Genomic DNA, 18,937 nt, shown 5'->3' on the forward strand with positions numbered 1-18,937 from the left:
ATTGCCAGGTGCCGGGTCAAGCTGTTGAACACTGCGTCAATTAGACGGCTGCTGTGTACCATTCGCAGGGGCGGGCGCTGCATCTTCGGCTGGCGCCTGATCTGAAGCGGGCGCGTTGCCAGTTTCCGCATTGTCTCCCTGCGGCCGCATTTTCTTTTCGACCGTAGCCCGCACCACCTGCGCAAGCTCTGCCGGTAGCACGGATTGCAACTTCACCACCATCGAGTCCAGGAACGGCTTCGACTTGGCGTTGTTGACCCAGGCCGGGCCGTGATCCGCCACGAGCCAGTTCCAGAAGGCGACGGCGACGACGAGAAGAAGTATGCCCCTAGCGGCGCCGAAGAGAAAGCCCAAAGTACGGTCCAGCGCACCGATCCGGCTGTCGATGATGAAGTCCGCGATCTTCATGGTGATGAAGGATATGACGATCAGCGCGACGAGGAAAACGACCGCTGCTGAGCCCACCGTCGCGATGCGATTGTCGTCCGTGTACTTCTCGGCATAAGGCAGGACGTATGGGTACAGATAGTATGCGGCGGCTGCGGAGCCGCCCCAGCTGGCGATTGAAAGAACTTCGCGGGAGAAGCCGCGCACCATTGCAAGTACGGCGGAGAAAAGAACGACGCCGATGACAATACCGTCGAAAATCGTAATGGGCATATAAATTCAACTCCAGGACCGCCGCTTATCTACGGCTTGGTCGCGCCTCATTGCGTGCTTCCTATAACATCACCGGTGCTGGCGATGAAAGGATCAAACCTCTTCTTCCACACGTCGCAGTGCGCCTTTCGACCCGGCAATACGTGCAACCAGGTCCGGAAGGCTCTCGATCTCGCTCCAGCGGCCGCCGGAACCCTTTGGCAGATCGGCTGACGCCGAGGGAAGCAGCGCGGCAGAAAAGCCCAGCTTCTCGGCTTCTTTGAGGCGCTGGGATGTATGTGAAACCGGCCGGACGGCGCCCGACAGGCTGACTTCGCCGAAATAGACACAATCGGCGGGAAGGGCAATACCGGCGAGCGACGAAACCAGCGCCGAAGCGACCGCAAGATCGGCCGCAGGCTCGGTAATGCGATAGCCGCCAGCAATGTTCAGATAGACGTCGTGCTGGCCGAGCCGCACGCCGCAATGGGCTTCGAGGACGGCAAGGATCATCGACAGGCGCGCTGAATCCCAGCCGACGACGGCACGGCGAGGGGTGCCGAGCGATGTCGGGGCAACGAGCGCCTGTACTTCGACGAGGATCGGACGCGTGCCCTCCATGCCGGCAAAGACGGCAGCTCCCGGCGATTTCTCGTTGCGCTCGCCAAGGAAAAGCTCCGAGGGATTGGCGACTTCGCGCAATCCCTTGTCGGACATCTCGAAAACACCGATCTCGTCCGTCGGCCCGAAGCGGTTCTTGACGGTGCGCAGGATGCGGTAGTGATGGCCGCGATCGCCTTCGAAATAGAGCACGGCATCGACCATGTGCTCGACCACGCGCGGTCCCGCGATCTGCCCGTCCTTGGTGACGTGTCCGACGAGAACCATGGCCGCCCCCGTCTGCTTGGCGAAGCGGATCATCGACTGCACGCCGGTACGGACCTGCGTGACGGTGCCTGGAGCGGAGTCGGCCAGTTCGCTCCAGAGCGTCTGGATGGAATCGATGATCACGAGATCCGGCCGTTTTCCCTCGGCCACCGTCGCCAGAATGTCCTCGACGTTTGTTTCCGCAGCGAGCAGCACGTCGGTATCGGCAGCCTGCAGGCGTTGCGCCCGCAGCCGCACCTGCGCGACCGCTTCTTCGCCCGAGACATAGATGATCCGATGGCCGCGACGCGAAAGCGCTGCTGCCCCCTGCATCAGCAGCGTCGATTTGCCGATGCCGGGGTCGCCGCCGATCAGCACAGCCGAGCCCCGCACGAAGCCGCCGCCGAGCGCCCGGTCGAGTTCCGAGATACCGGTGTGGATTCGGGGCGCTTCCTCGATTTCGCCCGACAGAGCGGTGAGCGTCACGGGCCGGCCCTTCTTAGGCGTCTTTGCAGGACCGCCGCCGATGCCGCCCATCAGGTCTTCTTCGACGATGGTGTTCCACTCGCCGCAATTGTCGCACTTGCCCGCCCAGCGGTTATGGACCGCGCCGCAGCTCTGGCAGATGAAGTTTGTTCTGGCCTTCGCCATCAGGTCATGCTTTCGGTTGGATGGTCGCCAGCGCGCCGCATCGAATCAGTTTGATTGTTCAGATAATCATTCCGGGCACCGATCAAAACTAATGATTTCCCTATCACCGGCTGCGGTGGCACCTGTTCTCCACTGTCTTGGAGGCCACGACGATGCTGGATTATTCGCTCGCGCACTGGATTGCGTTCTTGACCGCGGCGGTTTTGCTCAACCTGTCGCCGGGTCCCGACATGGCTTTCATTCTTGGCCACACCATCAAGAGCGGCACGAAAACCGGCTTTGCCGCGCTCTTCGGCATCTGGACCGGCGCCTGCCTGCATGTCGCCATGGCAGCGCTCGGTCTCTCCGCCATCCTCGCCGCCTCGGCCCTGGCCTTTTCGATCGTGAAGTGGGTCGGCGCGGTCTATCTCGTCTGGCTCGGTATTCAGGCGCTTCGCTCGAAGGGAGACGGTGGCCTGATTAGCGCCGTGAAGGATGTCATGCCATGGAGTCGTATCTACCGGCAGGGCATTCTCGTGTCGCTGCTGAACCCCAAGGTCGCGATCTTCTTCCTCGCCTTCCTGCCGCAGTTCGTTGTCGACGGTGCCGGGCCGACCTGGCTTCAACTGGCCGTCCACGGCATCTTGATTATCGTCGTCGCAGCTTTCATCGAGCCGCCGCTAATCCTTGCGGGAGGGCGGCTCGCGGATTTCGTCAAGCGCCGGAAGAGTGTCGGCCTTTGGCTGGATCGCGGCCTCGGCGCGTTGCTGGTGGCTCTTGGCATGCGATTGGCCCTGACAACGCGCTGAGCGCTTCACTCCTCCTCGAGGAGGTAGCGCCGCTCGTGCCGCAGGCCGATTCCGGTCAGCATTTCGTAGCCGATCGTACCTGCCGAACGAGCGACGTCGTCGACCAGGATGTTCTTTCCGAACAACTCGACGTAATCCCCTGCACGCACAGCGTTATCAGGAAGATCGGTGACGTCGAAGATCGTCAGATCCATGGTGATACGGCCCGCAACCGGCACCTTGCGTCCGGCCACGAAGCCCTGGCCACCCTGCGGTATCGTCTGGCGCAATGGGACACCGCCGCTCGACTGGCTTCGCATATATCCGTCGGCATAGCCCGCCGATACGATCGCCAGCCGGCTGTCGCGCGTCAACCTGAGGGCGCGGCCATAGCTGACCGATTCTCCTGCCTTGACGGTGCGAACCTGGATGATGCGGGCCTCTGCGGTTACCACCGGTCGCATCGGGTTCTTCATGCCGTTGACAGCCTCGCCACCGTAAATCGCGATGCCCGGACGGGTGAGATCGAAATGGTAGTCGCTGCCAAGGAAGATACCGGCGGATGCCGAAAGGCTTGAATCGATACCTTCATAGGCAGCGCTAACCTGCCGGAAAGACTCAAGCTGTTGCTTGTTCATTGCGGACGAATGGTCGTCGCCGCAAGCAAGATGGCTCATGACCAGCACCGGCGCGAAACTCGCCGGCCGCGACACGTCGTCGGCGAGCGCGATCGCTTCGTCCATCGAAAGGCCGAGACGGTTGAAGCCGGTATCGACATGCAGGGCGCAGGGGTAATCGCCGTACTCGGCAAGGACGGCCATCCAGAAGGCGAGCTGTTCTTCCGACGAGATGACGGGCACAAGGTCGTTTTCGAAGAAGCGGCGCTCCGTTCCGGGCCAGATTCCACTCAGCACGAAGATGCGCGCTTCCGGCGCATAGGACCGCAGCGTCACGCCTTCGGCGACTGTCGCGACGAAGAAATCGCGGGCACCGGCCATGTAAAGCGCCTGACCGGCATCCTCGATGCCGGTACCGTAGGCGTCGGCCTTCACCACGGCGGCTGTGCGCGCCTTGCCGGAGCGTCGGGCCATGTCCTTCCAGTTATCGGTCAAGGCCGTCAGGTCGACGGTCAGCCGCAACCCAGCGGTCTCAAACGGGTCTTCGTCTTCTAAAATATCAACAAAATCAGTCATCGTTCTTCACAAAAGGCGGAGGAGGCTTGCGACACCGCAGTGTAGAGATCAATAAGGCAAAGTGAAAGCGCGCCACGCAGATATCCGTGCCGCGATCACTTTTGTTCAAGACGTCGGGCGGCGGTGGCCGTAGTTTGGTTCGATGGAAAATGTCTCGCAGAAAGAGGCGGCGGATGCGATGCCGCTCGCAGGCACGGAACGGGCGCGCTTCTGGCGCGATCGCCGGTTCCGCAACATGGAGTGCCTGAGCGCGAGCTTCCTGACCCATGAATATGCACCCCACGCCCATGACACCTTCTCGATCGGCGCTATCGAAAGCGGCACGCAGATCGCGACGATGAAGGGCGTTCGGGAGGAGACCGGTGCCGGCGACCTCTATCTGATCGATCCGGGCGTCGTGCATGACGGTGTCCCGGGCGGCGAGGGGTACCGCTACCGGATGATCTATCCGGATGAAAAGCTGTTCGTCGACATCCTGGAGGATGTCACCGGCAAGGCGTTCAACGCCACCCCGTCGTTCCCGAAGGAACTGTTGAGCGACCCCAGGATGGCGGCGTCTTTCCACGCGGCCCACCGTGTGCTGGAAAGTGGCGCGGGCGCGCTCGAATCCGAGGAAGGCATGTTTCGCGTGCTTGCCGCCATCTTCGAACGCTACGGCAGCACAGCCGTCGTTCCCGTCGATACGAAGGAGCGCACGGCGGTCGGTCGGGCACGCGACTATCTGACCGACAATTTCGACTGCGACATCGGGCTCGACGAAGTGGCTGACGTTGCCGGCCTCAGCCGGGCGCATCTCATCCGGGCGTTTCGTCGCGAATATCACATCACGCCGCACGCGTTCCTGACCGACAAGCGGGTACGTGAAGCACGCAAGCTGCTCAGGGCCGGCAATGCGCCCGCCGATGTGGCGCTCCAGTGCGGTTTCGCCGACCAGGCGCACTTCACCCGCCACTTCAAGGCACGCACCGGCGTCACCCCCGGCCAATATCGCGCCCGCTGATCACTTTCGTTCAAGACGGTCGCCGTACCCCGGCTTAACACCTCCGGACTTTGGCAATTCTGGAGGCTTCAATGCTCACTCAAAGGCGACCCATCGGCGATTTTCTCGCCGGAGCACGGGCTATCCTGCCGCTCGTCGTCGCCGTGATCCCGATCGGCCTCGTCTTCGGCGCGGTGTCGGCGACGAAAGGCCTGTCGGCGCTGGAGGCGACCTTGATGAGTGCGTTTGTCTTCGCCGGCGGTTCGCAGTTTGTCGCCATGGACATCTGGACCCATCCCGCAAGCTGGGCGGGGGTCGGCTTTGCCGCTCTGCTCGTCAATATCAGGCATGTGCTGATGAGCGCGTCGATCGGCACGAAGATGCAGGCCTTCCCGGGTATGCGTAAATATGCGGCGATGCTGTTCCTGTCGGACGAGATCTGGGCGATCTCCGAGTTTCGAGCCGGTGTCGCGCGGTTGACGCCTTGGTGGTTCGCGGGCGTCGCAGCGCCGTTCTACGCCACCTGGGTTGGCTCGACGCTTGCAGGCGCCTCGCTAGGCGCTCTGCTTGGCAATCCTGCCGCGATCGGGCTGGACTTTGCTTTCCCGGCGGTTTTCGTGGTGCTGGCCATGGGTTTCTGGAAGGGCCGTGAAACAGGTTCGGTCCTAGCTGCCAGCGCATTTGCTGCCGTCCTGGTTCACCACTTCGTTCCAGGTGTCTGGTACATCGCCGCCGGCGCTCTGGCAGGGCTTGCTGCCGCTCTTTGGTCGGGCAAGACCCGCGAGGTCACGGCATGAGCTTGGATGTTCACACGCTTCTCGCGATCCTCGCAATGGCGGCGGCAACGATCGCGACCCGCATGGGCGGCCTCGTGCTTATCCGTCATGTCGAGGTTTCGGAGCAGGGCCGAACGGCAATCGAAGCGATACCGCCGGCCGTGCTGATGGCCGTGATCGCGCCGACCGCGTTTGCGACCGGCTGGGCGGAGACGATTGCTTGCATCGTCACCGCGCTTGCCGCAAGGCGTCTGCCCATGCTCGCAAGCGTTGCCGTCGGTGTCGCGACGGTTGCCATTCTACGAGCTGCAGAGCTCTAGTTCAGCCTCGCTACTGATGCGACGGTCGCGTCAGTGCTCTTCGTACTGGATGAAGGAGGGGTCGGCGAGGTCAGCAAAGCGCGTGAATTCCGACTGGAAGGCGAGCTTGACGGTGCCCGTCGGTCCGTGACGCTGCTTGGCGATGATGACGTCGGCGGTGCCCTTGACCTTGTCGAAATGCGCTTCCCACTCCGGATATTTCGGATCGTGGATGTCACGCGGTTCGGAGTTCTTGACGTAATATTCCTCGCGGAACACGAAGAGCACGACGTCGGCGTCCTGCTCGATCGAGCCCGATTCACGGAGGTCGGAGAGCTGCGGGCGCTTGTCGTCGCGGCTTTCGACCTGACGCGAGAGCTGCGAAAGGGCGATGATCGGAACGTTGAGTTCCTTGCCGAGCGCCTTCAGGCCGGTCGTGATCTGCGTGATTTCCTGCACGCGGTTGTCGCCCTTGCCGGCGCCGGTCATGAGCTGGATGTAGTCCACCACGAGGCAATCGAGGCCACGCTGACGCTTCAGGCGGCGGGCGCGGGCCGAAAGCTGGGCGATGGAGATACCACCGGTCTGGTCGATGAAGAGCGGCACCTTCTGCATCATCATCGAGCAGGCGACCAGCTTTTCGAAGTCGGCATCGTTGATGTCGCCGCGGCGTATCTTCGAGGAAGAGACTTCCGTCTGCTCGGAGATGATACGGGTGGCGAGCTGCTCGGACGACATTTCGAGCGAGTAAAAGCCGACGACGCCGCCCTGCTTTGCCTTCATGCTGCCATCCGCCTGCACTTCGCCCTCGTAGGCGGCGGCGATGTTGTAGGCGATGTTGGTGGCAAGCGAGGTCTTGCCCATGCCCGGACGTCCGGCGAGCACGATCAAGTCCGAGCGCTGCAGGCCGCCCATCTTGCCGTCAAGCGAGTGGATGCCGGTCGAGATGCCGGAAAGGCCACCATCACGTTCCTTGGCGACGGCAGCCATGTCGATCGCCAGCGCCACGGCGTCGTTGAACGCCTGGAAGCCGCCGTCGTAGCGGCCGTTTTCCGCAAGTTCGAACAGCCGGCGCTCGGTGTCTTCGATCTGCGCCTGCGGCGGCATGTCGAGCGGCGCGTCATAGGCGATGTTGACGACGTCCTCGCCGATGGTGATCAGCGCGCGGCGCAGTGCCAGATCGTAGATCGCGCGGCCGTAGTCTTCGGCATTGATGATGGTCACGGCTTCGCGGGCGAGCCGGGCAAGGTATTCGGAGACCGTCATGTCGCCGACCTTCTCGTCGGCCTTCAGGAAGGTCTTGATCGTCACAGGATTGGCAATCTTGCCCATGCGGATGATATCGCCGGCGACCTCGAAGATCTTGCGATGCAGCGGTTCGTACAGATGGATCGGCTTGAGGAAGTCCGACACCCGGTAATAGGCGTCGTTGTTCATCAGGATCGCGCCGAGAAGCGCCTGTTCTGCCTCGATGTTGTTCGGGGCTTCGCGATAGTGCTGCTCCGTAGGAGCAACGGCGGCAATCTTTCGAGCGGCGTCGTTCATCTTTATCCGTTCTGTCTTCTTCGGCTTCGGGTTTGGCGCGCGCTCACTAGAAAATCAAGTGTGCAAGCCAGAGGCTTTCCGTTCCGTCGTCGATACTTCGGGCCTGTGCCCATTGTTCGACTTCTCCACAGTGGCTCTTGCAGTAAATGCAAAAATACCGAAACTGTCTCTTTCAGAGCACGGCCAGAAAACGACTCACCTGCTTCGTGCCTTGTTTGACAGTTTAGGCGTGTCGGAGAAGACTTGCATCCAGCCGCGTGCGGTCGCCTCTTGAAATACACCGGAAAACAGGGTAGGTAGTAAAGATATAATTAGTGCACTAACAAAATAGGGCTGAATTTAATGGGAAATCCCGTTCTTGGACGTGAGTTGATCGAAGACGTTGCTGCTTTCAATCGCAAGCTGAGGGCCGTCTTCGACAAAATAGTACGGGAACGCAACATGACGCTGCCCCGCGCACGCGTCTTCTTCACGCTCAACAAGAAGGACGGAATCAACCAACGCGAGCTCGCCGAACGGCTGGAGCTGGAGACGCCGACACTGGTCAGGATTCTCGACGCGATGGAAGGGCAGGGGTTCGTGCAGCGGCGGGTCGCCGGCTCGGATCGCCGCGCCAAGGAAATCTACATTACCGAGACAGGCAAGGTCGTGGCCGGCGAGATCGATGACATCGCCGTGAAAGTGCGCGCCCAGGTCATCGCCGGTATTCCCGAAGACGATCTGAGAACTACTTTGGAAGTGATACGGGCCATGCAAGCCAACCTGCAGGGCATTCGCGGAATTTGAGGTCCTGCCGATGAGCCTCGCCCAGACCGCCAACGACAATGCGACGCCCCAACCGGCGGACGAGGCGATGGCGAGCGCTCAGCAGACGACACCGCCACCAGCCGCGGCGGTGCCGATGCCTGCCTGGAAGATGCCGCTTTATATGGTGGCGTCGGTCCTGTTATTCCTGACGCAGGGCCTCGGCATGAACCTGCTGACGGCCAACATCTATCAGCTTCAGGGTTCCTTCTCCGCGACTACCACGGAGGTCTCCTGGCTTTCGGCAGCCTACATGGCGCCTTATGCCAGCATGTCGATCGCGCTGTTCAAGATCCGCAGCCAGTATGGATTGCGGCGCTTCGCCGAACTCGGCATCATCTGTTTCGTCATCGCCGCCGTGCTGAACCTGTTCGTGACCGATCTGCATTCGGCTCTCGTCGTCCGCACCCTGAGCGGCATGGCGGCGGCTCCTCTGTCGACGCTCGGCTTTCTCTACATGCTGGAACCGTTTCCGCCTGAACGAAAGCTTTCGCTCGGCATCAGCCTTGCCCTGATGTGCACGCTTTTTGCGTCGCCGGTCGCCCGCATCGTCTCGCCGTCGCTCCTGCACTTCGGCGGCTACCAGGCGCTCTACATGTTCGAAATGGGGTTGGCGCTGATCGTTCTGCCGATCATTTATCTGCTGCCGCTCACTGCGCCGCCCCGGGCGAAAGTCATCCAGCGGCTGGATATCTTGAGCTACCTGCTGCTTGCCGTCGGCTTCGGCTGTCTGGCCGTGGTGCTGACGCTCGGGCGGCTCTACTGGTGGTTCGAGGCGCCGTGGATCGGTGTCCTGCTCGCCATATCGGTGGGATCGGTCGGGGCGATGCTGGTGATGGAGCTGCCACGGGCCAACCCGTTGATCGATTTTCGCTGGTTGTTCTCTGCAGCCAATCTGCGCATGGCCGGCGTTCTTCTCCTCTTCCGCTTTGTGTCCTCGGAGCAGTCGTCCACCGCCGCGAACTTCTACCAGCAGCTCGGACTTCTGAACGATCAGACGACAACGCTTTACGGGATCATCCTGCTCGCCTCGCTGATCGGCGGTCTATTTTGTGCATTCCTGATGACGACCCGCTATGTCGAGACCGCGCATGTGCTGGCTCTCGCGCTGATCGCCGGCGGCGCCTTCCTCGATAGCCAGTCCACCAGCTTGACGCGGCCGCCGCAGATGTATCTCAGCCAAGCGATGGTCGCGGCCGGTGCGGCGATGTTCCTGCCGCCGGTGATGGCGAACGGGTTCAAGACGGCAATGGCTCGCGGCATGCAGTACATCGTCAATTTCCTGGTCATCTTCGTTTTCACACAGAGCATCGGTTCGCTCTTCGCCTCGGCAATGCTCGGAACCTTCGTGACCATTCGCGAGAAGTTCCATTCCAACGTTCTGGTCGAACACATCCTCCTGCAGGATCCGATCGTGGCGCAGCGCGTTTCACAGCTCAGCGCGGCATATGGGAAGGTATTGAACGACAAGATGCTGCTGAACGCCGAGGGGCTTGCCCTGCTCGGGCAGCAGGTGACGCGCGAGGCATATATCCTCGCCTACAACGATACATTCCTCGTGATCGGCTATTCCGCCGTCCTGGGCCTGATCGTCATTCTTCTTCACCAGGCATGGCGGCGGCTGCCATGGCCCTGGACGGATCGTACCGCAGTCGCCGCATCGTAATTTTGATTTCAAGGTTTCCGCATGTTGAAGCTCTTCCGGTCTCCACCGACCATCATCGCCCTCCTTGCCGGTATCGCCGGCGTTCTGCTTGTTCTCTATGCCTGGCGCCTGCCACCCTTCGTGACGTCGGTTGAAACCACTGACAATGCCTATATCAAGGGCTATGTCACGATCATGAGCCCTCAGGTCAGCGGCTATGTGGTCGATGTGCCCGTGAAGGACTATCAGCAGGTCAAGGAGGGGGATGAACTTGCCCGGATCGACGATCGGATCTACGCCCAGAAACTTGCCCAGGCGCGTGCCGCTCTGGAGGGACAGAAAGCGTCGCTGGACAATTCTCGCCAGTCGGAGCTTTCCGCAAAGGCCAGCATCGCCTCGAGCCAGGCACAGATCGACAGCGCCAATGCCTCGCTGAAGCGGGCGCAACTGGCCTGGGACCGTGTCAGTAATCTCAGCAACCGCGGCGTCGCATCGCAGAGCGAAACCGAGGCCGCGCAGGCAACGCTCGACCAGGCGAAGGCCGCGGTAAGCCAAGCCGAGGCAGCACTCGAGGTTTCCAAGCAGAGCCTTGCAACCATCATCGTCAACCGGTCGCTGCTGGAGGCCAACGTCGCGAGCGCCGAAGCCGTCGTCCGTCTGGCCGAAATCGACCTGCAGAACACCAAAATCGTCGCACCACGCGACGGCCATCTCGGCGAAGTCGGCGTGCGCATCGGCCAATATGTGACGGCGGGCACCCAGCTCATGGCGGTCGTGCCCGAGGATGTCTGGGTCGTCGCGAACTTCAAGGAAACGCAGCTCTACGGCATGCAGATCGGGCAACCCGTGACCATCACCGTCGATGCCCTCGGCAAGCTGCGGCTTAAGGGCCACATCGAGCGCTTCTCACCGGCAGCAGGCTCCGAATTCGCGGTCATCAAGGCGGATAACGCCACCGGCAATTTCGTGAAGATCGCGCAACGTGTCGGCGTGCGCATCCGCTTCGAAGCCGATCAGCCGTCGGTCAAGGATCTGGGGCCGGGGCTTTCTGTCGTCGTCGATGTCGACAAGAGCGCGCCTCCACAGCAGAACACGGCCTCCAAATAGCAGAAAGCCCGGCGTGAGTCGGGCTTTCGCTTATTCCCGAGAAGATCTCGTGGACAATTATGCGTCGTCGTCTTCTGCGTTGCCGTCAGCTTCCGGATCGAAGAAGTCTTCCGGACGCAGGGCGTCTTCGTCAACGCCGTAGATCGCGTCAACCGACGTAAGGGTTTCGCCCTTGGACTGACGCTCAGCTTCTTCAGCCGAACGAGCAACGTTGAGCTCGATGTTGATTTCGACTTCAGCGTGGAGCTGCAGTTCAACCTTGTGGATGCCGATCGCCTTGATCGGGGTGTTCAGGTGAACCTGGTTGCGGCCGATGTTGAAGCCTTCTGCAGCCAGGATTTCAACGACGTCGCGAGCAGCGACCGAGCCGTACATCTGGCCGGTTTCGCCAGCCGAGCGAACGACGATGAAGGACTTGCCTTCGAGAGCGTCAGCAACGGTCTGTGCTTCGGACTTGCGCTCGAGGTTACGAGCTTCGAGCGTTGCGCGCTCGGATTCGAAACGCTTCTTGTTGGCTTCGTTGGAACGAAGAGCCTTGCCGAGCGGCAGGAGGTAGTTACGAGCAAAGCCGTCGCGAACCTTTACGGTTTCGCCCATCTGGCCGAGCTTGGAGATGCGTTCAAGAAGAATGACTTCCATGTTCGTGTTCCTTTCGTGTCTCTAGATTTTCGTGTCTGTCTGTTTGGGGGCATCAGCATCCTTGTTCGGGGTCAGCGCGATCGCCTTGCGGGTATCGCTCAAGCCCAACACGAGGATGAAAAAGGCTGGCACCATCAGGAGTAGCGATGCCAGGTAGCAGAGGATGAGCGCCGGCAGACGCCAATCCTTGCCGCGCGTGCGGAAGTGCAGCGCGGCGAATCCGGAAAGCAGGAAGCCGGCGCCGAAGGTGCCGACGACAGTTGCTCCGATCGTCGCCGGCATGCCGCCGAAGAAGGTGGCGGCGAGACCGATGAGGAAGACGAAGATCGAATTGCGGTTCATGCGCAGCGCCGAGGGGATATCCTCGCGCGGGCGCAGACCGCGGCCGGATGCGGTGACGATCCGGGTGGCGATGTAATAGGCGGCAAACAGCATGATCACCCACATGCCGCCCTGGATGGCGGGCAGCATGAGCAGCACCAGCGCCTTGGTCTGCGCCGTCACCGCCGGATCGGGCTTGAATTCGGGCTGCTGCTGTGAAAGCGAGCCGAACAGCACGTCGACCAGTCGGTCGATAAGCTCAGGGCCGTAGCCGATCATCACGCCGACGACGATGACGGCGATCGTGACGAGGCCGCAGAGGTGCAGCAGGATATCCGAAAGCGGATACCACGCCATCAGATGGTCGGGACCGCCGAGTTCGGAGGCGGGACGGGCAAGATTTGCAAGGTGGCTGAGCCAACCTGCCGGCAGCAGCGTGACCAGCGTCATCATCAGCGCGAAGGTCGGCGAGATGGCGATCGCGCCGAGTGCAGCGGCGGTAACGACGGCAGCGATTGCCGCCATGTTGCCCCAGCCGAGGCCGACGAGAAGAATGGGAAGGGCCGAAGCGGCGTAGAGAACCGCACTGAACGACGGCTGCAGGCTTGCGCCGAGCACCAGAAGTGCGGCGGTCAATCCGGCGAGTGCGCCGATGCCCAGCGTTTTTTTGTCCAGTTTGTTCACGGTCGCTGTCCTGCTTCATCAAGCAGTTAGAGGGTTTTTCCGAATCGGTTTCAGAAAGACCTCAACATGGGTTTTAAGAGTTCCGATCCGCGCCCATCGCGAAAGGGAGAAGGGAAGGCATTGCTGCCTTCCCTCGATTTGGTCTCGTCAGCTGATTAAGCGACGACGTACGGCAGCAGGCCGAGGAAACGAGCGCGCTTGATCGCCTGAGCGAGTTCGCGCTGCTTCTTCTGCGAAACAGCCGTGATACGGGAAGGAACGATCTTGCCGCGCTCGGAAATGTAGCGCTGCAGGAGACGAACGTCCTTGTAGTCGATACGCGGAGCGTTTGCGCCGGAGAACGGGCAAGTCTTGCGACGACGGTGGAACGGGCGACGTACCGGTGCGGAGGAAGATTCAGACATTCTCAGTTCTCCTTATGCACGGTCTTCGCGCGGAGCGCGATCAGGGCGCGGGCCACGCTGGAAGTCGCCGTCACGGCGCGGCGGACGGTCGCCGAACTCGCGGCGCGGGCCACGGTCGCCGCCTTCACGCGGGCCGCGGTCGTCGCGGTCGCGCTTCTGCATCATGGCAGACGGGCCTTCTTCGTGAGCTTCAACAGCGATCGTCATGTAGCGCAGGACGTCTTCGCTGATGCGCATCTGACGTTCCATTTCCTGCACGGCAGCAGCCGGAGCGTCGATGTCGACGAGAACGTAGTGAGCCTTGCGGTTCTTCTTGATGCGGTAGGTCAGGGACTTGAGGCCCCAGTTCTCTACGCGCCCGACCTTGCCGCCGTTAGCTTCGATAACACCCTTGTACTGTTCTACGAGGGCATCGACCTGCTGAGCGGAAATATCCTGTCGGGCAAGGAATACATGTTCATAAAGAGCCATGACAGCTTTGCCTTTCTTGCGTTTATTCAACCCGATATTCGGCGGCTAAGCCTCAACGACTGCTCCTGATTGGGTAAACCCAGGCAAGAAAAGCGTTCCGAGACGGTCGAGAGCGGAGACACGGGAGGCTGGAACGCTTCCGTTCCGAACGATTTCCCGTGGGAAACCGGCCCTCCGTTCAGCCACCAGCCAGAAGACCGGGTTTTGCGAACAGGGCGGCTTATACGGATTTTTGGCGGAAACGCAAGGGACAGTCAGCAATGTTCTCGCTGCGAGTTCAACGAAGGCAGCCCCGCCTTGCGCAGGCCGTCGACGAAATGGTCGTAATGCGCAGGCGCGACGTAGGGCGTCAGGATCTTCCAGTAATGCTCGAGATCGGCCGGAACGTTCGCCAGTATCTCCGGTATCAGGCGCCGTGCTTCGTCATGCCGATCGAGCTGCCCGAGGCTTGCAAGCAGCACGACGCGGTTGAAGTAGGCGCGGCGCAGGGGCAGGCCGCGTTCGGAATAGTGGATCGCTTCCTCGTAGTTGCCGAGGTGATAGTGGGATAGCGCCAGCCGGTCGAGGATCAGATAGGTCAGCGGATCGTGCGGGCTGAGCCGCAGGGCCATGTGAAGCGGGTCATAGGCTTCCGCGAAATGGCCGGTGAAGATGCGCGCCCATCCCAATGCCATGTGGGCAAGGGCGAAGTTCGGATTGGTGTCGATCGCCTGTTGCGCTTCCTCGACGGCCGCCGGCGCATTTTGCCCGACGAAATGGCCAAGGCACATCGCGTAGTGAGAGTAGGGGTCGCGTGGGTCGAGCGCCACCGAGCGCTCGGCGGCGGCCCGAAGCTCGGTGCTGTCCCTGTCGACGTCGTCGCTGAAGCCGTGGAAGCAACGCGCGTAAAGGGAGCGGGCCAGCATCATATGCGCACGGGCGAGATCCGGGGCGAGTTCGATTGCGCGGCGATGCCAGGCAATGGCTTCGATGAAATGCTCGGCCGTGTCCTGAGCGTTGTGCAGCCACGTCCCGCGCATGTGGCTCTCGTAGGCGTCGAGATTGTCGGTGGTCCGCAGCAGCGCGCGGCGGCTCTCGCCGATGAGGATTTCCGGTTCGATGGCACCGACGACGTTCTGGGTAAGCTCGTCCTGGATCGCGAAGATATCGGCGATCTCGCGGTCGTAGCGTTGCGCCCAGAGGTGGACGCCGCTCTCCGCCTCGATGAGCTGGCCGGTAACGCGGACCCGCGACCCGGCACGGCGCACGCTGCCTTCGACGAGATAGCGGACGCCGAGATCGCGCCCGATCTGCTTCACATCGACAGCTCGGCCCTTGTAGGCAAAGGACGAATTCTGGGCGATAACGAAGAACCATCGATAAAGCGACAGGGCGGTGATGATGTCCTCGGTCAGTCCGTCGGCGAAGAATTCCTGCTCCGGGTCGTCCGACATGTTGACGAAAGGCAGAACCGCAATCGAGGGCTTGTCCGGCAGCCGGAGCGGGCCGGCGAGCACGCCGGTCTCCAGCGGGTCCTCTCCACCCCAATGCACGCGATGAACGGATACCGGCCGCGGAATGTTTTTCAGGGTGCGGTCGCCCATCGGGATCAGGGGGAAATCCAGCTTCCCTTCGATATGCTCGCGCAGCGCGCCGGAGATGCAGATACCGGAGGGTAGCGCCACTTCCTGCAGCCGCGCCGCGACATTGACGCCATCGCCGAGCAGGTTGTCTCCCGATACGACGACATCGCCGAGATTGAGACCGAGGCGAAACTCCATGCGCCGGTCGGGCGGCAGGTCCGCATTGCGCCGGTTGAGCGCACGCTGGATGGCGACTGCGGCGCGAACGCCCTGCACGGCGCTTGGAAATTCGGCAACGACGCTATCCCCGGCACTGCCGAAAATCCGGCCGCCATGTTCGTTGACAAGATCGCTGATCGTGGCGCCGTAGACGCTCAATGTCGCAAGCGCATCTTCCTCGTTGGCTGCAACAAGGCGGCTGTAGCCGGCAACGTCGCCGGCAAGGATGACTGCGAGCTTTCGTTCCACGGGACAATGCTCCTGCGGCGCTGCCAGAGCTCCGTAAACCTAGCTGAAATGCCCCGAGCCGAGAAGCAAAATCGCTTTGCCGGCGGTCATCCGGGCAAGCGAGCGGAGGAAGGACCCGGCCGTACGTCGGCCGGGTCGATAGCGTTAGATCGACATCGGATACTGGCGGTGAACGGCCTCGATCTCCGTCATCACCTCATGCGAGAGCTTCAGGCTGATCGCGCCGATGTCCGTTTCAAGCTGCTTCATCGTCGTTGCGCCGATGATAACCGATGCCATGAAGCGGCGTGTCAGGCAGAAGGCGAGCGCCATCGCCGACGGGTCGAGGCCGTGGCGTGCCGCGATCTCGAGATAGGCCTTGGTCGGAGCCTCCTGCAGAGGCTGCAGGCGTCCGCCAAGATCACTGTTGATCGAGCCGCGCGAGCCCTCCGGTTTGGCGCCTCCGACATATTTGCCGCTGAGGATGCCGCCGGCGAGCGGCGAGTAGGCGAGCAGGCCGACATCCTCGTGATGCGACAGCTCCGCAAGATCGAGATCATAGTGCCTGTAGAGCAGATTGTACTCGTTCTGGATGGTCGCGACGCGTGGCAGCCCGAGCGTCTCGGAAAGCGTGAGATACTTCTGCGTGCCCCAGGTCGTCTCGTTGGAGAGGCCGATCGCCCGCACCTTGCCCTCCTTCACCAGTTCTCCCATGGTTTCGAGGATCTCGGTGATGTTGGCGACGGCCTTGGCACGGTCCTGCTTGAAGGGATCGTAGTGCCAGTTCTGGCGGAAGTGGAAATGGCCGCGGCTTGGCCAGTGGATCTGGTAGAGGTCGACATAGTCGGTCTTCAGCCGCTTCAGGCTTGTTTCAATCGCGAGGCGGATGTTCTTGGCATCGGCGCCGTCACCACCGCGGAGATAGGAGCGACCGGGGCCTGCGACTTTCGTGGCGAGCACGATGTCCTTGCGCTTGCCGGTCTTCTGGAACCAGCTGCCGATATAGTCTTCCGTCAACCCCTGCGTCTCCGCCGAAACCGGCGTGGTCGGATAGAGCTCGGCCGTATCGAAGAAGTTGACGCCTTTCTCGACGGAATAATCCATCTGCTCATGCGCGTCAGCCTCGGTGTTCTGCGTGCCCCAGGTCATGGTGCCCAGGCAGATTTCGGACACGGAAATATCCGTGCGGCCAAGTTTCTTGTATTTCATCTGAAAGCCTTGAAGGTGATCTGGAAAAGGATTGGTCTGAAAAGACGGAGCAAATCTAGACCGGAATCGAGCGAGCGCAAGAGGCAAAACCAGCCTTTCTCGCAGCCGCAAAAGCCTTGGAACGCGGGGCTCCGCCACTTGACTCTGCAGGAAAGAATGTCAATTGGAGGCGAAATAACCAGAGGTCCATTTAAAAAAGGACATAGGAATGAGCATCGCTTTTACATTTCCGGGACAGGGCAGCCAGGCTGTCGGCATGGGCAAGGATCTTGCCGAGAACTACGCCGAGGCGCGCGCTGTCTTCCAAGAAGTCGACGACGCTCTGGGCGAAAAGCTTTCTGAGACCATGTTCAATGGTCCGGAAGACAAGCTGACCCTGACGGCCAACGCGCAGCCGGCCCTGATGGCGGTCTCGATGGCGGTCATCCGCGTCCTCGAAGCCAAGGGCGTCGACCTCAAGGCGAAGGTCTCCTATGTCGCTGGCCATTCGCTCGGCGAATATTCCGCACTCTGCGCCGCCGGTACCTTCTCGCTCGCCGACACCGCGCGACTGCTGCGCATTCGCGGCAATGCCATGCAGGCTGCCGTGCCGGTTGGCGTTGGCGCCATGGCTGCGATCATCGGCCTCGAGCACGCAGATGTCGTCGCTGTCTGCGAGGAAGCCTCTGCCGTCGGATCCTGCCAGATCGCCAACGACAACGGTGGTGGCCAGATCGTCATATCAGGCGAGAAGGCAGCCGTCGAAAAGGGCGCCGCGATCGCGACCGAAAAGGGTGCCAAGCGCGCGATCCTTCTACCGGTCTCCGCTCCCTTCCACTCGTCCCTGATGGCTCCCGCCGCGGAAGCGATGCGCGAAGCGCTGGCGGCTGTGAAGAAGTCCAACCCGGTCGTGCCTGTCATCGCCAACGTGCGTGCGGCACCCGTGACCGACGCCGACGAGATCGCAAAGCTGCTCGTGGAACAGGTGACGGGCCAGGTTCGCTGGCGCGAAACGGTAGAGTGGTTTGCCGCCAACGGTGCAACGACGCTCTACGAGATCGGCTCCGGCAAGGTCCTGACCGGTCTCGCGCGCCGTATCGACAAGACTGTGAACGGTATTGCCGTCAACACGCCTGCCGACATCGATGCGGCCGTCGCCGCCCTGATGGCCTGATAGATTTAACGATTACAAGGAACACCTCCATGCTCGATCTTTCCGGCCGCAAGGCTCTGGTCACCGGCGCTTCTGGCGGCATTGGTGAAGAAATCGCCCGCCTCCTGCACAAGCAGGGCGCCATCGTCGGCCTGCACGGCACCCGCGTCGAGAAGCTCGAGGCGCTGGCAAATGACCTCGGCGATCGCGTCAAGATCTTCCCGGCAAACCTTGCCGACCGCGACGAAGTCAAGGCGCTCGGCGTCAAGGCCGAAGCCGACCTCGAAGGCGTCGACATCCTCGTCAACAACGCCGGCATCACCAAGGACGGCCTCTTTGTTCGCATGAGCGACGAGGACTGGGATAACGTCATCGAAGTGAACCTGACGGCGATGTTCCGCCTGACGCGCGAACTGACGCACCCGATGATGCGCCGCCGTTATGGCCGCATCATCAATATCACCTCGGTCGTCGGCGTTACCGGAAATCCCGGCCAGGCGAACTACTGCGCCTCCAAGGCAGGCATGATCGGCTTCACCAAGTCGCTGGCCCAGGAGATCGCGACCCGCAACGTCACTGTCAACTGCGTGGCACCTGGCTTCATCGAAAGCGCCATGACCGGCAAGCTGAACGACAAGCAGAAGGAAGCGATCATGGGAGCGATCCCGATGAAGCGCATGGGCACGGGCGCTGAAGTCGCCTCCGCGGTCGCCTATCTCGCTTCGTCGGAAGCCTCTTATATGACGGGCCAGACACTGCACGTAAACGGCGGCATGGCCATGATCTGAAACGGGAA

General features: G+C 61.6%; 19 protein-coding genes. 9 read left to right on the top strand and 10 right to left on the bottom strand.

From position 1 onward, the window contains the following. Positions 1-36 precede the first annotated feature (36 nt). Together FZ934_RS03670 and radA are read right to left on the bottom strand one after the other, a co-directional pair. Complete coding sequence (locus FZ934_RS03670; protein WP_153269966.1) at positions 37-660, bottom strand: CvpA family protein; 624 nt, start codon at positions 658-660, stop codon at positions 37-39. A 93-nt stretch (positions 661-753) separates the two neighbouring features. Further along, positions 754-2,157: a DNA repair protein RadA gene (radA, locus tag FZ934_RS03675; RefSeq protein ID WP_153269967.1), complete on the bottom strand. Its 1,404-nt coding sequence runs from the start codon at positions 2,155-2,157 to the stop codon at positions 754-756. Between the two features lie 152 nt (positions 2,158-2,309). Here radA and FZ934_RS03680 point away from each other — a divergent pair, with 152 nt between their 5' ends. Beyond that, entirely contained in the window at positions 2,310-2,945 is a 636-nt protein-coding gene (locus FZ934_RS03680) for a LysE family translocator (protein WP_153269968.1), read from the top strand. Between the two features lie 5 nt (positions 2,946-2,950). Here FZ934_RS03680 and alr read toward each other — a convergent pair whose 3' ends face one another. Beyond that, a complete protein-coding gene (gene alr / locus FZ934_RS03685) occupies positions 2,951-4,117 on the bottom strand; it encodes an alanine racemase (protein WP_153269969.1) in 1,167 nt (388 codons plus the stop codon). 178 nt (positions 4,118-4,295) lie between these two features. Between alr and FZ934_RS03690 the strand changes: the two genes are divergently transcribed. The 3 genes from FZ934_RS03690 (at position 4,296) to FZ934_RS03700 (ending at position 6,192) form a co-directional block, all read left to right on the top strand. Then, positions 4,296-5,117 (top strand): AraC family transcriptional regulator, encoded by an 822-nt coding sequence (locus FZ934_RS03690; protein ID WP_153272358.1) that lies wholly within the window; start codon positions 4,296-4,298, stop codon positions 5,115-5,117. A 71-nt stretch (positions 5,118-5,188) separates the two neighbouring features. Then, positions 5,189-5,893, top strand: coding sequence for an AzlC family ABC transporter permease (locus tag FZ934_RS03695; RefSeq protein WP_153269970.1), 705 nt, complete (start codon positions 5,189-5,191; stop codon positions 5,891-5,893). Next, entirely contained in the window at positions 5,890-6,192 is a 303-nt protein-coding gene (locus tag FZ934_RS03700; RefSeq protein WP_153269971.1) for an AzlD family protein, read from the top strand. The genes FZ934_RS03695 and FZ934_RS03700 overlap by 4 nt, the downstream gene beginning before the upstream one ends. A 30-nt stretch (positions 6,193-6,222) precedes the next feature. On the opposite strand, the gene FZ934_RS03705 is transcribed toward FZ934_RS03700, so the two are convergent. Then, positions 6,223-7,716 (bottom strand): replicative DNA helicase, encoded by a 1,494-nt coding sequence (locus FZ934_RS03705; protein ID WP_153269972.1) that lies wholly within the window; start codon positions 7,714-7,716, stop codon positions 6,223-6,225. Positions 7,717-8,058: 342 nt separating this feature from the next. Here FZ934_RS03705 and FZ934_RS03710 point away from each other — a divergent pair, with 342 nt between their 5' ends. Genes FZ934_RS03710 through FZ934_RS03720 form a run of 3 tightly spaced genes read left to right on the top strand, consistent with a single transcriptional unit; the run spans position 8,059 to position 11,272 of the window. After that, positions 8,059-8,502, top strand: coding sequence for a MarR family winged helix-turn-helix transcriptional regulator (locus FZ934_RS03710; RefSeq protein WP_056825500.1), 444 nt, complete (start codon positions 8,059-8,061; stop codon positions 8,500-8,502). Between the two features lie 10 nt (positions 8,503-8,512). After that, positions 8,513-10,186, top strand: a complete 1,674-nt coding sequence (locus FZ934_RS03715) for an MFS transporter (protein WP_153269973.1) — start codon at positions 8,513-8,515, stop codon at positions 10,184-10,186. A 21-nt stretch (positions 10,187-10,207) separates the two neighbouring features. After that, positions 10,208-11,272 carry an HlyD family secretion protein gene (locus tag FZ934_RS03720; RefSeq protein WP_153269974.1) on the top strand — a complete coding sequence of 355 codons (1,065 nt, stop codon included), beginning with the start codon at positions 10,208-10,210 and terminating at the stop codon, positions 11,270-11,272. Between the two features lie 57 nt (positions 11,273-11,329). Here the strand turns inward: FZ934_RS03720 and rplI are convergent, their stop codons facing one another. The 6 genes from rplI to FZ934_RS03750 form a co-directional block, all read right to left on the bottom strand. After that, complete coding sequence (gene rplI / locus FZ934_RS03725; protein ID WP_153269975.1) at positions 11,330-11,911, bottom strand: 50S ribosomal protein L9; 582 nt, start codon at positions 11,909-11,911, stop codon at positions 11,330-11,332. Positions 11,912-11,932: 21 nt separating this feature from the next. Continuing rightward, a complete protein-coding gene (locus FZ934_RS03730) occupies positions 11,933-12,916 on the bottom strand; it encodes a DUF2232 domain-containing protein (RefSeq protein WP_153269976.1) in 984 nt (327 codons plus the stop codon). A gap of 155 nt (positions 12,917-13,071) precedes the next feature. Continuing rightward, positions 13,072-13,320, bottom strand: a complete 249-nt coding sequence (gene rpsR / locus FZ934_RS03735; protein ID WP_007531286.1) for a 30S ribosomal protein S18 — start codon at positions 13,318-13,320, stop codon at positions 13,072-13,074. 12 nt (positions 13,321-13,332) lie between these two features. After that, on the bottom strand, positions 13,333-13,791 hold the full coding sequence (gene rpsF / locus FZ934_RS03740; RefSeq protein WP_112656099.1) for a 30S ribosomal protein S6: 459 nt from the start codon (positions 13,789-13,791) through the stop codon (positions 13,333-13,335). A 254-nt stretch (positions 13,792-14,045) separates the two neighbouring features. After that, positions 14,046-15,821, bottom strand: coding sequence for an adenylate/guanylate cyclase domain-containing protein (locus FZ934_RS03745; RefSeq protein WP_153269977.1), 1,776 nt, complete (start codon positions 15,819-15,821; stop codon positions 14,046-14,048). Positions 15,822-15,965: 144 nt separating this feature from the next. Then, positions 15,966-17,009 carry an aldo/keto reductase gene (locus FZ934_RS03750; RefSeq protein ID WP_153269978.1) on the bottom strand — a complete coding sequence of 348 codons (1,044 nt, stop codon included), beginning with the start codon at positions 17,007-17,009 and terminating at the stop codon, positions 15,966-15,968. Positions 17,010-17,217: 208 nt separating this feature from the next. Between FZ934_RS03750 and fabD the strand changes: the two genes are divergently transcribed. After that, positions 17,218-18,162 (top strand): ACP S-malonyltransferase, encoded by a 945-nt coding sequence (gene fabD / locus FZ934_RS03755; RefSeq protein WP_153269979.1) that lies wholly within the window; start codon positions 17,218-17,220, stop codon positions 18,160-18,162. A gap of 29 nt (positions 18,163-18,191) precedes the next feature. Then, complete coding sequence (gene fabG, locus FZ934_RS03760) at positions 18,192-18,929, top strand: 3-oxoacyl-[acyl-carrier-protein] reductase (RefSeq protein WP_056825515.1); 738 nt, start codon at positions 18,192-18,194, stop codon at positions 18,927-18,929. Positions 18,930-18,937: the final 8 nt, after the last annotated feature.

It is taken from the genome of Rhizobium grahamii, assembly GCF_009498215.1.
Lineage (GTDB): Bacteria > Pseudomonadota > Alphaproteobacteria > Rhizobiales > Rhizobiaceae > Rhizobium > Rhizobium grahamii_A.

Bases quoted from the DNA above. Each gene is read 5' to 3' on its own strand.
- FZ934_RS03705 (WP_153269972.1), bottom strand. From the start codon at position 7,716: ATGAACGACGCCGCTCGAAAGATTGCCGCCGTTGCTCCTACGGAGCAG.
- rplI (WP_153269975.1), bottom strand. From the start codon at position 11,911: ATGGAAGTCATTCTTCTTGAACGCATCTCCAAGCTCGGCCAGATGGGC.
- FZ934_RS03750 (WP_153269978.1), bottom strand. From the start codon at position 17,009: ATGAAATACAAGAAACTTGGCCGCACGGATATTTCCGTGTCCGAAATC.
- fabG (WP_056825515.1), top strand. From the start codon at position 18,192: ATGCTCGATCTTTCCGGCCGCAAGGCTCTGGTCACCGGCGCTTCTGGC.
- fabD (WP_153269979.1), top strand. From the start codon at position 17,218: ATGAGCATCGCTTTTACATTTCCGGGACAGGGCAGCCAGGCTGTCGGC.
- radA (WP_153269967.1), bottom strand. From the start codon at position 2,157: ATGGCGAAGGCCAGAACAAACTTCATCTGCCAGAGCTGCGGCGCGGTC.
- FZ934_RS03680 (WP_153269968.1), top strand. From the start codon at position 2,310: ATGCTGGATTATTCGCTCGCGCACTGGATTGCGTTCTTGACCGCGGCG.
- FZ934_RS03690 (WP_153272358.1), top strand. From the start codon at position 4,296: ATGCCGCTCGCAGGCACGGAACGGGCGCGCTTCTGGCGCGATCGCCGG.
- FZ934_RS03695 (WP_153269970.1), top strand. From the start codon at position 5,189: ATGCTCACTCAAAGGCGACCCATCGGCGATTTTCTCGCCGGAGCACGG.
- rpsF (WP_112656099.1), bottom strand. From the start codon at position 13,791: ATGGCTCTTTATGAACATGTATTCCTTGCCCGACAGGATATTTCCGCT.
- rpsR (WP_007531286.1), bottom strand. From the start codon at position 13,320: ATGTCTGAATCTTCCTCCGCACCGGTACGTCGCCCGTTCCACCGTCGT.
- FZ934_RS03710 (WP_056825500.1), top strand. From the start codon at position 8,059: ATGGGAAATCCCGTTCTTGGACGTGAGTTGATCGAAGACGTTGCTGCT.
- FZ934_RS03700 (WP_153269971.1), top strand. From the start codon at position 5,890: ATGAGCTTGGATGTTCACACGCTTCTCGCGATCCTCGCAATGGCGGCG.
- FZ934_RS03720 (WP_153269974.1), top strand. From the start codon at position 10,208: ATGTTGAAGCTCTTCCGGTCTCCACCGACCATCATCGCCCTCCTTGCC.
- FZ934_RS03715 (WP_153269973.1), top strand. From the start codon at position 8,513: ATGAGCCTCGCCCAGACCGCCAACGACAATGCGACGCCCCAACCGGCG.
- alr (WP_153269969.1), bottom strand. From the start codon at position 4,117: ATGACTGATTTTGTTGATATTTTAGAAGACGAAGACCCGTTTGAGACC.
- FZ934_RS03670 (WP_153269966.1), bottom strand. From the start codon at position 660: ATGCCCATTACGATTTTCGACGGTATTGTCATCGGCGTCGTTCTTTTC.